At 43.7% G+C, this 17049-nt stretch carries 2 protein-coding genes; both read left to right on the forward strand.

Annotation, left to right across the window (positions count from 1 at the left end; translation table 11 throughout):
• The first annotated feature begins 9 nt into the window (after positions 1-9).
• A complete protein-coding gene (locus NYE36_RS07775) occupies positions 10-12270 on the forward strand; it encodes an SDR family NAD(P)-dependent oxidoreductase (RefSeq protein ID WP_265450910.1) in 12261 nt (4086 codons plus the stop codon).
• Positions 12270-17042, forward strand: coding sequence for a type I polyketide synthase (locus NYE36_RS07780; RefSeq protein ID WP_094032409.1), 4773 nt, complete (start codon positions 12270-12272; stop codon positions 17040-17042). Before NYE36_RS07775 ends, NYE36_RS07780 begins: the two co-directional genes overlap by 1 nt.
• Positions 17043-17049: the final 7 nt, after the last annotated feature.

Genomic DNA, 17049 nt, shown 5'->3' on the forward strand with positions numbered 1-17049 from the left:
TGGAGGCCAATGGTTCATTTGAATAAACAGAGTGCGGATATCGCGATAATCGGGGTTGCTTGCAGATTCCCCGATGCAGATCATTATCATGAATTCTGGGAAAACATAAATAGCGGCAAAGATTCCATCCGGGAAGTGCCGATTGAACGGTGGGATCCCGAACTTTATTATTCAGCTGATATCAGTATACCGAACAAAACAATCAGCAAGTGGGGAGGTTTTATTCATAAAGCTGACCATTTCGACCATAAGTTTTTTAATATCTCTCCCCGGGAAGCGAAAAACATGGATCCTGAGCAAAGAATCCTTTTAGAAGAAACTTGGCGGTGCATCGAAGATTCCGGGGTTTCTTTGCAGGATCTCCAGCGTAAAACCACTTCTGTTTTTGCGGGTATTATGAATTCTGACTACCGGCAGACAGGTCATGCTGAATCGGAAATCGACAGTTATGCCTGTTTAGGAAGTTTCGAAGCTATGCTTTCCAACCGGCTTTCATACACATTCGGTTTGACCGGAAAAAGCATGTCTGTAAATGCCGCTTGTGCATCATCGCTTGTTGCTTTACATGAAGCGGTTAAGTCATTGCGGACAAAAGAAAGCGATTATGCAATCGCATCGGGAGTAAACTTGAATTTCCAACCCGGAAAATATATTTCTTTTTCCAAAGCCAGAATGCTGAGTCCTGACGGCAAATGTAAAACCTTTGACGCAGCAGCGAACGGGTACGTTCCCGGAGAAGGGGCAGGCGTTGTATTGCTGCAGCGCCTTGGTGATGCAGTAAAAGCCGGTCACCATATATACGGGATCATAAAAGGGACAGCTGTTAATCATGGCGGTAAAACCCGTTCCATAACCGCTCCCAGAGCAGAAGCGCAGTGCCGGGTCATCTCAGAAGCTTTACACAACGCTGCTGTCGATGCTGCGACGGTTTCTTACGTAGAAGCACATGGCACAGGAACATCTCTGGGCGATCCGATAGAAATAGAAGCATTGACAAAAGCGTATCGGCAATATACTGAGGATACTCAATATTGCAGGATCGGAAGTGTGAAAACAAATATCGGTCATACAGAAGCAGCAGCGGGAATGGCCGGATTGATAAAAGTTCTAATGATGATGAAACACCGGAGGGTGCCGAAAAGCCTGAATGTACATACGGTAAACCCAATTATACAGTTTGAAAAAACACCGTTTAGGCCGGCGCTTGATTCAAGTGATTGGAAGGCGGCAGACGGGGCTCCGCTCAGGGCGGGAATCAGCTCCTTCGGTTTTGGGGGTGTCAACTCTCACGTCATCATCGAAGAATTTATACATACAAAAGACGAATCTGACAGAAAAGGAAGGATACCCTTCCTTTTTTCCGCTAAAAGTGAAGAAAGCATGAAACAAATGATACATCATTGGAGAACCTTTGCTGACGATTCAGAGGAATTTTGCAAAATATCAAATGAAGTGATCAGCAGCACCCTTTTAACAAGGACATCGTTTGATTACAGGGCTGGTTTATTGGCAGGCAGCAAGGAGGAATTTAAAAATCAGCTTAAAGAGGGATTAAGTTTTCGGAGGAAACAAGGTTCTGAATGGGCGCTTGCCATCGGTGACTTCAAATGGGAAAGTTATAAACAATTTGCCGTTTTGAAACGGGTGTTCCCTGATTTAGAAAAGAAAGTAAGGCCGGTGCTGAAGGGTATACCAACATTGCACAGTTCATTTAAAAGAAAATGGACGCCTGAGAAAATCCGCTTGTATTCTTTAGTTATCAATACGGAAATCATAAAAAGTATCCTGGCATCCGGTTTTAAGCCAAGCCTCATTACAGGCGCCGGAGACGGATATTACGTCGCTCTTGCAGCAGCGGATATCATCAAAATTGAAAAGGCCATTTCTGTCATCACAGGCGCTGAAAAACTTTCGCACATATCCTGTGAGCCGCCGTCCATTCCATTTGTCAATCCGTACACTTCAAAAACGTACCCGCCGGTTCGATTAAATGAAGAATATGTAAGGGTGCTGCTGAACGGTCTGAGCTTCCCGGCTGATTTTGCAGACCGCCTGTACGGGAAAACACGGCTGCTTCTTGAGCACCAATATACGTTTAAAGGGTTTTTAGAAGAGTGGGATAAAGCGGGAAAGACTCAGGAAATCGAGATTTTATCTTATATTGTGAATCGCACGGCGGATAAAAGAAATGCATTGCCGGCTGATGAGGAAGCGGCGATCATGGCTATCCTTGCCTCTATGAGAAGACTGTATAAGAGATGGGATTTAACAGATTATGATGGATTCTTTAATGATGATTATGTTCTGGAAATATTAAATTTACTGGATGAAGGAATCTTGTCTAAAGAACTTTTTCTGAGCATGTTATTGAAAAAGCAAGACGGAATTAAACAGGCTGTTGCTTGTATTAATGAGCAGCCGGCAGGTTTTTATGATAAAACTCGTTTTCCGTTGATGACAGAATACAATCAAATGGATGCCGTGTCTCAGGAGATAGCGGACCATATGCCGCTTCACACGGAAGAAAAGGGAACGGAGCCGGATGTGAATATTTCTGATTTTTCAGTTTTTCAATTCGGATCGCTACCTCCATCAGCAAAACTAAACAAAGCGGCTGCTTTTGAAGCGGACAAACCAGCCGATGAGGCTCTATATCATTCATTTATGCAAATGTGGCTTTCAGGAGAAGAGATTGAATGGGCGAAACTAGGTGATGATCATAAAAGAAAAGCCCCGCTTCCGCCTTATCCGTTTGAGCGCTCTCAATTTTCTTTAAACCCTCAGCCGGTAAAATCAGACGCGGCTTTTTCAGAAAAGAAGAATCAGGCACTTTATACGCCGGTATGGAAAGAAACCGCAATTGAGAATGAAGCGGGCAGCCGACAAGCTTGTACTATTTTGTTGTTCTCCGGGAATAAAGACTATTTTGAAGAGCTGAAAAAAAGAGAGAATACGTCCGCATATCTTATTATGCCCGGTGAGCGTTTAGAGCAGATAAGCGACAGTGTTTTCACGATCAACAGGCAGCGTCCCGAAGATTATCAAGGTGTCATTCGTCTGTTAAAGGAAAAAGGCGCAGCGCCCGATGCAATTTTGCATACGTGGTCTGAAAAACAGCCTGAACTGGAAGAAACACTCGAATCAGGAATTTATTCCGTGTTTTATCTGACTAAGGCTTTAATCAGCGAGAACCTTATAAATAAAGTAACGTTCATTTATACATTCAGCGCGAATCAAAAAGAAAAATTGCCGTATTTTGAAGGTATGAACGGTTTTTTAAATTCGGTAAAACAAGAATACCCGCAGCTGCATTGTAAGACGGTTTGCTTTGAACATGATTCTGCATCCGTTTCATTTTCAGAGAAGGCTGACATTCTTTATAAAGAAATAAATACAGCGCCTGATCGGCATCTTTATATCAAGTACAGAGGCTGCGTAAGATATGCACGGATGTTAGTGAAGCAGAGAGAAACAAACAGAAAGACCGTTCAATACCCTGAAAAAGATAAAGTGTATTTAATTACAGGGGGATTCGGGGGGATTGGCAGTAAAGTCGCTGAATATTGCGCGAAAACTGAAAGATCCACCATTATTCTATCGGGGCGATCTGCTTTAAACGGAGATAAGCAGAAACATTTAGAATACCTGAACAGCTTTAAAGCAAAGGTTTATTATATACAGGCGAATATATCCGATAAAGAAGCGGTAAAAAAAATGATTGACGGTATTACCGTTCAGCATGCAGGTCTTCATGGCATCATTCATTGTGCAGGAGTTATCAGAGACTCGCTGCTTTTTCGAAAAACAAAGCAGGAACTTTCAGAGGTGATTGCTCCGAAAGTTCATGGTGCATTGAATCTTGATCATGCAACGAAGTCGCTGGAATTAGATTTTTTCGCCGTTTTTTCTTCAGTCGTCTCTATTGCAGGGAACGAAGGCCAGTGTGATTATGCATATGCAAACGGCTTTTTAGATCATTTTGCCGAATATCGGGAACAGAAACGGCAAAATTCTCTGCGCAGCGGCCGCACGCTGACAATCAATTGGCCTTTATGGCAAGACATCGGAATGGGGGCGAACCTGTCAGGTCAAGGGCGGACGTCTCTTTTTCATGGTTCCGGGCTCGAAGAACTTCCTGCTGAAGACGGAACGCAATGGTTTTCGCGGATTGTAACTTCGGGTCAGCTGCATAATATTGCAGTCTGCGGTGATCATGAGCGCTTTGAACAATTTATGCGGCAGAGATTTTTGACGGACGAAACAGAGACAGGCAGTGCCATTCCTTTGGCTCAAGGCGATATTTTGGATCAGACAGTTTTGTTTTTAACCAATATCATCTCCTCTGAGGTCGGTGCAGAACGGGAAGAGATCGATCAAGATGTGCATCTGGCTGAATATGGAATGGATTCGGTTATGATTCATCAATGCAACACAAAGCTGGAGCAGTCACTGGGAGCAATTTCGAAAACGCTTTTATTTGAATTTCATACAATCAGAGATTTAGCGGATCATCTTATAAAGGAATATCCGGATCGGCTGGGGCGTTTATTTTCACGGGAGGAAAAAGGAAAACAGATTCAGAGCATTACCCCCGCCAGGCCGGAACAAAACATCACTGCACCTGCGGCGGAGGAAAAAGAACATCTTGACGGGATAGCGGTAATCGGTATCAGCGGCCGTTATCCCGGGGCTGAAAATATTGAAGAATTGTGGGAGCTTCTATCAAAAGAGAGAACCGCAATCACAGAAATTCCGAAAGAACGATGGAATTATGAGACCTACTATGATCCAGACCCCGCTAAAGCGCATGAGGGGAAAATTTATTGCAAATGGGGCGGATTTTTAAAGAATGCTGAATCATTTGATTCTTTGTTTTTCCAAATATCGCCGAGAGAAGCAGAAGCGATGGATCCTCAGGAACGAATATTTCTCGAAACCGTGTGGAAAGCATTTGAAGATTCGGGATATACCATTGAAGGGTTGAGAAAGCAGACCGAAAAACATGTCGGTGTATTTGCGGGAGTGACGACCAATTCTTACAAGCTGCTCGGCGAAAGAATACCGACGGACAAAAACGATGTACTTCCAAATTCGTTCCCATGGTCTCTCGCGAACAGAGTGTCTTACACATTTGACTTTACAGGTCCCAGTGTCCCTGTAGATACGGCTTGTTCTTCATCCTTAACGGCAATTCACATGGCTTGCCAAAGTTTAACAAAGGGTGAGTGCTCGGTTGCGGTTGCGGGAGGAGTAAATTTGTATCTTCATCCTTCTGACTATTTATACCGATGTCAGATGGGAATGCTTTCAAAATCGGGAAAATGCAGAAGTTTTGGAGAAGGCGGCGACGGTTTCGTGCCCGGGGAAGGTGTAGGGGCCGTTATTCTTAAACCGCTTAAAGATGCCATACGTGATAAAGATACTGTGTACGCAGTCATTAAAGGAACGGCAATTAATCATGGCGGAAAGACAAATGGCTATACGGTGCCTAATCCTGCCGCACAGGCGGATTTAATTCAAGGAGCTCTTAAAGCGGCCGGTTGGAGCGCCAGAAGTGTCAGCTTTATTGAAGCCCACGGCACGGGAACGCCGCTGGGTGACCCGATTGAAGTCCGAGGCCTAACCAAGGCGTTTAGAGCTTATACCGAAGATGTTTCATATTGCTCTCTCGGATCGATTAAATCTAACATCGGCCACCTGGAAGCGGCCGCGGGTATTGCCGGCCTGACAAAGATTATCTTACAAATGAAGTATAAAAAAATAGCCGCAACACTGCATGCTGAACGAGTGCATCCGGATCTTTATCTGGAAGAGACACCTTTTTGCCTTCAGCAGGAAACCGCCGACTGGATAAAACCCGCGAATGAAAAACATTCTGACAGCAAATATCCGCGGCGCGCGGGATTAAGTTCTTTCGGAGCGGGCGGGGCAAATGCTCATATCCTTGTGGAAGAGTATGAGTCTGCTGCTGACTGTCATACGAGGCGTGAGGAAAGTGAGGAACTTATCGTACTCTCAGCCAAGCATTCACTGAGTTTACGGGAATCAGCAAAACAGCTGGAGGAATATCTTCAAAAGGCCCGTCATAAGCAGGGCGAGTTTTTACAGCAAGCGGGAACAAACAAGCCGCTTCACCTTTCTGATATTGCGTATACCCTTCTTGAAGGGCGTGAAGCCATGCCGGAAAGGCTTGCTGTCATTTCAAATAATATCGATGATCTCATGTTGAAATTAAATCACTTTTATAATGGAATTGACGATCACGAAATATTTAGAGGGAAAAAACTGAATCATAAACGCGGACAGCGGCAATCGGATCTTCCGCTCAAATCCGGCAGCACCACATTAGCCGAAATGGCTGAATTCTGGGTATCAGGAGGCAATTTAAGCTGGGATGACTTCCGCACCGGCAGAAAACCGGCAAAAATTGCCCTGCCGACTTACCCTTTCTTAAAAAACAGACTGTGGGTGTCAAATAAGGCGCAAACAACATCAGCAGCCGGTACAGCTCCTTTATTTGATTTTTCAGCAGGTGAGTGCCGATTTTATAAAACGCTTTCAGATTCTGAATATTATGTAAAAGACCATGTTGTGCATGGGAATATGGTTCTGCCCGGAGCGGCAATCATCGAAGCGGCCAGAGAAGCGGGAGAGAGGCTGTACGGAAAATCAGTTATAAAACTGAGTCAGGTTGTATGGGCGGTTCCGATAACCGTTGAAAAAGAAAAGACGATAATGATAGATCTGCTGCCGAATCAAAAAGACGGCAGATTTGTGGTGAAAACCGATATGCAACCTGAAGCGGCAGTTCACTGCCAAGGAAACATTATCACATGCGGAGATCAAGATGCCTCTCATACAGAGCATTTTCAATTGGACAGCTGGTTAACCGGACAGAAAAGATTAATCAGCGGCGCTGAGTGTTATAGGACCTTCCGGCAGAGCGGTTTGGACTATGGAACCAGTTTTCAGGTAATAAAACAGCTGTTTATTCATGAAAATGCTGTTCTTGCACGAATATCACTTCCTGAGAGCATTCATAAAAAATCCGGCACGCTGCTGGAACCGTGTTTATTGGATGGCATTTTTCAATCCACAACAGGGTTTACGTCCGGTCAGGAAGACGATCACACCGCATATTTGCCTTTTGAATTAGGTGAGCTGGAGATTCTTCACGCACCTTCGGCAAACGGCTATGCTTACATTACAGCTGCCGATGAAAGACAACATGATGATGTCAAAAGGTTTCATATACTATTTATGGATGAAAACGGATCTGTAAGTCTTAAAATAAAAAACTTAGCGTTGAAGACATTAAGGGCTGCACCGCAGACTCAGGATGAGCGGCATTCAGTTAAGTATTACACTGATATGTGGAAGCGGGCCCCTCTGCTTCACCAGCCTGAAGCCAGCGGTTTAAACAGCTGCCTTGTGATTTCGCTCCGTCGGGATATATCAGAACCGCTGATCCGCCAGGCATATAAAGATATCGGCCTGAACATGATCTTTGTCCGCCATGGCGGCAGTTTTCAAGAAAAAGAAGCTGATTCCTTTGAATTGAACAGCGTCAAAATTGACGGCTATCAGAAATTGCTGGCGATTCTTAAAGAAAGACAAGTGACAATTGACCGCGTCATTTTAATCGGGATGAGCCCTGAAACGGGAATTGAGCAGAACATTCGTGAAAAGCTGGAAGAGGCTGTTTTGCCGGTTTTCAATGTAACGAAAGCTCTGTTAGCAACAATCCCAAGACATAAAATCCTGATATCACATGTATTTTTCACAAGGGAAAATCAAATCTTACCTTATCAAATGGCAATCAGCGGCTTTTTTAGGTCGCTTCATTTAGAACATCCTATGTTGTCCGGTAAAAATATTGAAATACACAGCGACGAAATTCAGTTACAGCTGAACGCCGGTCTGCCTGAATTAAAAAACCTTGTGAAAGAAACAATCATCAGCGATGAAACTTCAGAAATCAGATACAGAGATGGAATCAGGCAGGTAAAGCACTCTGCAGAAATTGAAAGTGCCGAGCCCCCCGAAAAGACGGAAGTAAAAGAAGGGGGAGTTTACCTCATTACAGGAGGAACAGGCGGTCTGGGACTGATTTTCGCCAGACATCTTGTGCGAAAAGGGAGAATAAAACTTGTCCTTATCGGCAGGTCAGAGCTTTCTGAGGAAGCCGTAAGCAATGTAAAAGAGCTCGAAAAAAACGGATCAGAGGTTTTTTATGTAAGAACCGATATTTCTGATAAGGAAAATGTCAATAAACTGATACAACTCGTCAAAAACAAATTAGGTCCTGTTAAAGGAATTATTCACAGCGCCGGTGTGATAAAAGATTCATTACTCATCAATAAGCGTGAAGAGGATCTCGATTCAGTTTTGGCCAGCAAGGTTTACGGAACAATATGGCTTGACCGGTATACAGACAGAGAACCTCTGGACTTTTTTGTTATGTTTTCATCTATCAGCGCAATAATCGGGAATGCCGGACAAACTGATTATGCTTATGCAAACCGGTTTATGGATTATTTTGCGGAAATGAGAGCGGCGGAAAATAAACCTGGAAAAACAGTCTCGATTAATTGGCCTTTATGGAAAGAAGGCGGTATGCAAATTGATATTCATTCAGAGAAGTTCCTTTATGACCGTTTCGGAATGCTGCCTCTGGGAAAACGGGAAGGCCTTGCAGCATTTGATCAAGCAATGACAGGGTGTGAACATCAAATAATGGTATTTAGCGGTAATGAATTAAAGCTGGAACGAATGATAACGATTGACAGCGGAAAAAGTGATCCGGCAATCGCCGACGAAAATCACGAACCGAAAGAGCTGTCAATAACTGAATCTTTAAAAAGCACTTTGACGCGCATCATCACCGGCGTATTAAAAATTGAAGAACGGGAATTTGATTTTGAACTGCCGATAAGTGAATACGGATTTGATTCAATTATGTTTACAATGCTGGGCAACGAATTAAACGAAACTTTAGGAATATCAATGATGCCGTCAGATTTTTTCGGTCTTACTGATTTTAATGAACTTCTTGAGTTTTTAAAGAGTGAGTATTCCGAGGAGCTTCATCTCTGCGGTTCTTTTTCTTCAGATGAATCTGCGGCGAAAGACCGGAGAGAAAATCTGATTGAGGGCATCGCAAAGATGATGTCAAGTATTTTGAAGATTGACAGAAAGGAAATAGAAGAAGAGACTTCATTCGGCGAGTACGGATTTGATTCGATTACGTTTACCAGACTCGGAAATGAAATCAATCAACAATATGGTACGGAATTATTGCCGTCCATTTTCTTTGAATGCAATTCACTGGCTGAAATAACTGATTATGTAATCGAGCAATACGGAGAAATTCTTTTTGCTGAGACAGAATCTTTTTCTGCAGCTGACGAAAAAACATTGTACAGCACGCCTCCGCCGGAAACCTATGAACATTCCCTTGAGCCTGAAAGCAAAAACAGGCAAGAGGAAAGACATATGAATGAACCGGTTGCAATAGTGGGAATAAGCGGCCGTTTCCCCCAAACAGATTCGCTGGAAGACTTTTGGGAAGGAATTGAAAAAGGGCGGGATATGATTACAGACATTCCTGAAGATCGTTGGGACTGGAAAGAGTTTGACGGCGATCCGATCAGGGACGTCAATAGAACAAAAATAAAAAAAGGCGGATTTATCAAAGGCGCGGACAGTTTTGATCCGTTGTTTTTCGGGATTTCTCCCGCCGAAGCAGAATTAATGGATCCCCAGCAAAGAATTTTTATGGAGACTGTATGGAAAACAATAGAAGATGCGGGCTATAAGCCGTCTGATTTGGCAGGGACGAAAACCGCGGTGTTTGCAGGGGTCGCCACAACGGATTATGCTGAACGTCTGAATGAAAATGGCGTCTCTGTTCAGGCGCAGACCGCAACCGGTTTAAATCATTGTATATTGGCAAATCGTATTTCTTACCAGCTGAACCTGACGGGTCCGAGCGAACCGATTGACACTGCCTGTTCAAGTTCGTTAGTTGCACTCCATCGTGCGGCTGAGGGGATTCAAAGAGGCGATTTTGAAATGGCGATTGCAGGCGGAGTGCATATTATGACAAGCCCTACTCTGTTTATAGCTTTTGATAAAGCAGGTATGCTTTCCAAAGACGGAAAGTGCAAAACGTTCGATAAAAGCGCTGACGGCTATGTAAGAAGTGAAGGGGCGGCTGCAGTATTGCTTAAGCCGCTCAGCAAAGCACAGGCAGACGGTGATCATATATATGGTTTGATTAAAGGGTCAGCTGTAAATCACGGCGGCCGCGCCAATTCTTTGACTGCTCCGAATCCGAACGCACAGGCGGACTTATTAACCGAAGCTTGGCGGAAGGCGGGGGTCAGCCCTGCCACTGCGGGATATATAGAAGCGCATGGCACAGGGACAAGTCTTGGCGATCCGATTGAAGTAAACAGCATCATAAAGGCATTTAAAACGTTATATCTAGAATGGGACATTCCTTTTGCGAAACAGAAATGCTGCGGAATCGGGTCTGTGAAAACAAACATCGGCCATCTCGAAACCGCTGCCGGAATAGCCGGAGTGATGAAAGTGTTACTGGCATTTAAATATCGCAAACTTCCGGGACTCGCCCATTTTTCAGAACTCAATCCATACATCAAACTGGAAAATACGCCATTTTATATCACAGAAACCGCTCAAAAGTGGAATCCGATAAAAGATAAAGAGAACAACGATCTGCCGAGGAGAGCGGGTGTCAGCTCATTCGGATTCGGCGGTGTGAACGCGCATATTGTTTTAGAGGAATATAGGGAACCTCAAAAAGAAGTGCCGGAAAACAACGGTAACACACATATTTTTGTTTTATCTGCGAAAAACAAAGATCAATTACTTGAGTATATCCGGCATATGGTTCAGTACTTGGATCGCGTGATTGCCGGTGAGATGACCGTTAATGCCAGTGACATGGAATTTACATTGCAAAACGGCCGGGAAGCAATGAACGAAAGAATTGCCGTATGTGCAGCGAGTCTGACTGAGCTGAGAGATAAATACGTCAGCTTTCTTGATGACAGCAGGGTGCAAAAAGGCGTATTTATAAGCGAAAACACTGAAGAGCCCACAGCTGTTTCTGAATATATGATTGAGGAGGCTCTTCATAGCGGAAAAGAGGAGCTGCTCGCACAATGGTGGGCCAATGGAGCCGAGTTTGAATGGAAGACAATCGGCAATAAGAAATTGAATAGAGTGCCGCTGCCAACTTATCCGTTTGCAAAAGAGAGTTATTGGTTCACCCCGAAAAAGAACAAAAGCGAGGTTAAGGTTAATAGCAAAAGTCTTCACCCATTAATCAGCGAGAATGTCTCAACATTAAAGAAACAAGCATTTAAAACTGTTATTTCCGGAACTGAATTTTTCGTCACTGATCATCTTGTTTCAGGAGACTATGTGCTGCCAGGAGCCGCTTCGCTTGAAATGGCTCTTGTTTGTGCGGAAATAAGCGGAGAAAGTGAAGTATATAAAATAAAAGACGTGATGTGGAACAGACCTATATTATATAAAGGAAAAACGCTGCACATTTATACCGACTTGGAAATGAAACAAGATAAGTTGAACGTAACGATATGTAAAGAGGGTCCGGATGGCGTGCAGCAAATCTGCACACAAAGTGAAACAGTATTCGGGGACATAAACAACAATGCTGAGTATGTCGATATTGATAAGTTCAAACGCAGCAGTAAGGCTGTCATAAGCCGGGAAGAGTGTTATCACCGCTTCAGTCGTATGGGCCTGACATATCATAGCAGTTTTCAAACGTTGAAAGCCGTATATCGCGGTGATATGGAGTTAATGGCAGAATTGGAGCTTCCGGCTCATTTAGCGAACGGGTTTTCACATTTTACACTTCATCCTTCATTAATTGACGGCGGTTTTCAAGCGGCGGCATTTTTGTTAAGAGATAATGAGAAAGACGGCTTATTTGTTCCATATTCACTTAGAGAGCTTCACATTAAGAGGGCGCTTACTGCCCGATGCCATGTCTCGGTGAGAGAAACCGGTTTTTATACGTATAACATTGATTTTATTAACGAGAGCGGCGAAATAGCCGTGAGCATGAAAGACTTTTCTGTCAGAAAAGTGACCGGGGGAGAATTAACCGCAGGACGTAAAAATGAAGATCAGGAAATTCTCTTCTTATTAGAACAATTGAAAAACGGTGAACTTTCTGCTGACCAAGTTTATCAGCTGCTGGAGGGAAAATAGTGCAGATCAAACAAATACTTTCCTTAATTGAAGAACAGCAAATGTCTCCTGATGCAGGACTGGAGCTAATTCGCACTTACAGAAAAGAACAAATGGAAAAAAAGGCGGAGCCGGAATCGCAAGCTCCGTCCCCAACCATTTTCTTTAAGAACGATTGGGTAAGAACAAATAACATTGATATGCCGAATCAGCAGGCACCGGGGAATATGCTGATTTTTGATCAGGATAACCGTCTTTTTCAGCATGCCGAGATGATGAATGGAGATCATAACCGTGTCATTCTCGTAACGCCCGATTCTGATTATAGAATTGAAGGGAATAGATGCACAATCAATCCTTCTGATGAAAATCATGTCGAAATGCTGCTGTCTGATTTGGCTGAAAACGGATTTACACCTGATGTCGTGCTTTATTTATGGAACGGAGAAATCAGAGAATTCACTGAAAAATCCGTTAATGAAACTCTTCGCAGAGGGATCAACTCGCTCTTTTTATTATCAAAAGCTTTAATGCGGAGAAACGAACCTGTTACGTTATTGCATATTTATTGGACAAGCGGTCTGAATCAGCCGTTTCATGAAGCTGTCGGAGGGTTCATGAAAACGGTAAACATGGAAAGCTCTAAGCTTAAAGCGAAAACCATACAGATACGCCATGAGGATTCTGACAAAAATCCTCCGGTTTCCGAGATGTGGGATGCTGCAATCAGTGAAATACAGCGCTTTCAAACGGATGAATGTGAGATTTTAATAGACTCATATACCCGTTATGTGAAAGGGCTGCAGCATATTGATATTCCTGAACACGATAACGGATCTGTAACGTATCAAAAAGGCGGCATATATATCATTACCGGAGGAGCGGGAAAACTCGGGCTGCTGTTTGCGGAACACATCGCTAAAGAAAACCAAGCCGTGATTATACTTACAGGCCGTTCTTTTTTAACCGCTGATCAAAAAGAACGGATCAGTAAGCTTAATGAGAGCGGCTCTATTGTTGAATATCAGCGGACGGACATCACAGATCGAACAGAGGCAGAGCGATTCATTTTCGGCGTTAAACAGCGGTACGGCAGCATAAACGGGATCATTCATGCTGCCGGCATCCTTCGTGACTCATTTCTTGTAAATAAAAGTCTCAGTGATTTTACGGACGTACTGAAATCGAAAGTTTACGGGACAATCTGGCTGGATGAGCTGACAAAAGACGAAGATCTTGATTTTTTTGTTCTCTTTTCTTCTTTTTCCGCTTACGGAAATGCCGGCCAAAGTGACTATGCGTACGCAAATCATTTTATGGACAGTTTTGCAGTGCTTCGATCTCAGCTCTCCCGAAACGGAAAAACCCTTTCAATCAATTGGCCGTTATTGAAAGATGGCGGGATGAGTCTCGACAGCAATGGAATCAACCAAATAAAAGAAAAATACGGAATGACTCCGATGCGAACTTCCTCTGTTTTGGAAGCGTTTCTGAAAATGCTGCGGTCTTCATTTACCAGCTTAATGCCTGCAGAAGGAAAGCGGGATAAAATGATAAAAGCGCTTTCGATTCAAAGAAATACAGCTGCAGCAGATCAAGATACACTCACGGCGGAACACGATGAAGAAGAGGAACATGCTGCGAAAGAAAAAGTAAATGACTATTTAATCAAGATCATCAGCGGTGTCTTGAAAATCCAAGCTCATAAAATAAATGCGAAAGACTCTTTTGAGAAATTCGGAATCAATTCACTTATGATCATGTCACTTATTTCAAAGCTTGAAGATACTTTCGGGGATCTTCCCAAAACAATCTTTTTTGAATATCAGAACATTGAAGAGCTTTCAAACTTCTTCCTAACATCTTTTAAAGAAAAAGTGCTTAAGGCCGCAGGGGCAGCTCCGGTAACAAGAGTGCCGAAGAAAAGAGAAAATCTGAGTAAAAAACAGCACCGGCAGCAGAGGGTTGCATCTGCACCGAGCAAGGTTCAGCCGGGTGAGGATATTGCCATTATCGGTGTGAGCGGAAGATATCCGAATTCGGATACTCTTGAGGAGTTCTGGGAAAACATTGCCGGAGGGAAAAACTGTATTATTGAAATCCCCGAGGAACGTTGGGATTTCAGATCGAATTACAGTCCTGACAAAATGGAGAAGGGAAAAATCAACAGTAAGTGGGGCGGTTTTATCAGCGGTGTTGATCAATTCGATCCGCTGTTTTTCCACATTTCTCATAAAGAAGCTGAGCTGATGGACCCTCAGGAGCGAATTTTTCTCGAAACCTCCTGGCATACGTTTGAAGATTCTGGATATACAAAAGAGAAGCTTGACGGTATGAAAGCCGGTGTGTTTGTCGGAGCCATGTACGGACAATATCAATTATTCGGCGCAGAAGAAACTGCGCGGGGCAATCCGATTGCGCTCAGTTCCTTCTTTTCATCTATTGCGAACAGGGTTTCATACTTTTTTAATCTCTCCGGTCCGAGCATTGCACTGGATACGATGTGTTCCTCATCGCTGACGGCCATTCACTTGGCATGTGAGAGCATTAAAAGAGGGGAAAGTGAAATTGCGCTTGCGGGCGGCGTTAATGTGTCCATACATCCCAGCAAATACCTTTGGCTGAGTCAAGGTAATTTTGTTTCCACCGAAGGATTGTGCAGAAGTTTCGGAGAGGGCGGAGACGGCTATGTCCCGGGAGAAGGTTCGGGCGCCGTTCTTTTGAAACCTTTGGAAAAAGCAATTGCTGATCAGGACCATATATACGGAGTAATTAAAGGAACATCTGTAAATCATGGCGGAAAAACCAATGGATTTACGGTTCCGAATCCGAATGCACAAGCTGAGCTGATTGCTGAAAATTTCAAGAAATCGGGCATCAGTCCGCGTTCCGTCAGCTACTTGGAAGCACACGGAACGGGTACCTCGCTCGGAGATCCGATTGAGATCGCAGGATTGACAAAAGCGTTTGAGAAATTTACGGACGATAAACAATTTTGTGCAATAGGCTCAGTGAAGTCTAACATCGGACATTTGGAGTCTGCTGCAGGAATAGCAGCCCTTACAAAAGTTCTTTTACAATTTAAGCATCAGAAATTGGCGCCATCCATTCACTCGGAACAGCTGAACCAAAATATCCGATTTGAAAAGACGCCTTTTTACGTTCAGCAGAAAGAAGAAGAGTGGCGGAAAGAATCAGGCGCCTCCAACAGGAGAGCAGCAATCAGTTCGTTCGGAGCGGGCGGAGCAAATGCCCATGTCATTGTGGAAGAATATCAAAACCATGCGGACACACAAACAATAAGCGGTCCGTTTGCCGCAGTTCTCTCTGCCAAAAATGAAGACAGGCTGAAAGAATACGCCCGGCGCCTTCTGCAATTCACAGAGCGGGAGACAAAGGTCTCGGCAGCTGATATCGCTTTTACATTGCAGACATGCAGGGAACCGATGGAAGACAGACTTGCTGTTGTAGCTTCCGATTTGCCGGAACTAAAGGAGAAACTGAGAACTTTCTGTACTGAAGGAACAATTGGGGAGGGCGTATACAAAGGGAATGTTACGAAAGATTTTGATAAAGTCTTTATCTTTCATGATCAAAAGATGAAAGATAAATTCCTCGAGGTGATGATGGAGACAAAGGACTTGAATCTTCTTGCAAAATTATGGTCTTTCGGGGCTGATATTCAATGGAGAGAGTTATATGAAGAATATACCCCGCAAAAGGTCAAGCTTCCTTTATATCCATTTGCTGAGGAGTCTTACTGGGTGCCTCGAAACCAAAGTGCAACATTTCCGGAAATATTGCCGCGGCAGTCTTCACTGCACCCGCTTCTGGATTCGAATGAATCTACTCTGGAACAGCAGTTTTTTAAAACGACATTAAGAGAAAAAGAGATTTGGTTAAAAGACCACATCGTAAAAAACAAGAGCATTCTCCCGGCAGCTGCTTTTCTTGAAATGGCATGCGCAGCGGGAACGCGGTCATATCGAAAGAAAAAGGTCACTCGTTTAAAAAACGTGATATTTGCCAGACCGGCCATGCTTTTGCAAGAGAGCCTGACCATTTACACTCACATTTCCGTAAAAGACGGCAGCATATTATTTAACATCTCACCTGATGAGGATGCTGCTGTAAGGACTGGATTTGTGACGGGGGAATTAGATTATGATCATCATTACAGTGATAATGATATAGAGAACATCGACAGACAAGAGATGATAAACAGAAGTGCTTTTGTCCGTGAACAAGATGAATGTTACGAGTATTTTCGGGAAAACGGGTTCCTGTATGGGCGCGCTTTTCAGCCGATTCAACGTTTATGGGTCGGAAAAACAGAAGCGGTTGCACACTTATTGCTGCCAAAAGAAGCCGCATATGCTCTTGAACATTATACATTGCATCCGTCTTTAATTGATGGGGCTCTGCAATCTTTGTTCGGCATTACGGACGGAAGAGAAGAGGCATCTGTTTATGTTCCTTTTTCAATAGGAGAGATTACGATTCGGAAAAAAGTTTCAGCAGAATGCTGGGCTCATGCGCGTAAAACAGGCCAAAAAGGTCAATCCGAGCTTATTTACGATATTCAGCTGCTTAATGAACAAGGAGAAAGACTTGCAGGTTTGAAGGATGTAACCATTCGTAAAAAAGAAACGTTTTCCGCGGAGGCACAGACTCGTGCAACAGCGGATTCCAATGGAAAGAACGAGAGAGTAAAAGAGCTCCTCAGACAATTAAAAGCGGGCGAACTGACTGCGGAGGAAGCAGATTATGCGCTGGAACGTATGCAGGATTAGTTTATCA

Origin of the sequence: Bacillus sp. FSL R5-0593 (genome assembly GCF_038603755.1) — a bacterium.
Taxonomy (GTDB): Bacteria; Bacillota; Bacilli; order Bacillales; family Bacillaceae; genus Bacillus; species Bacillus velezensis.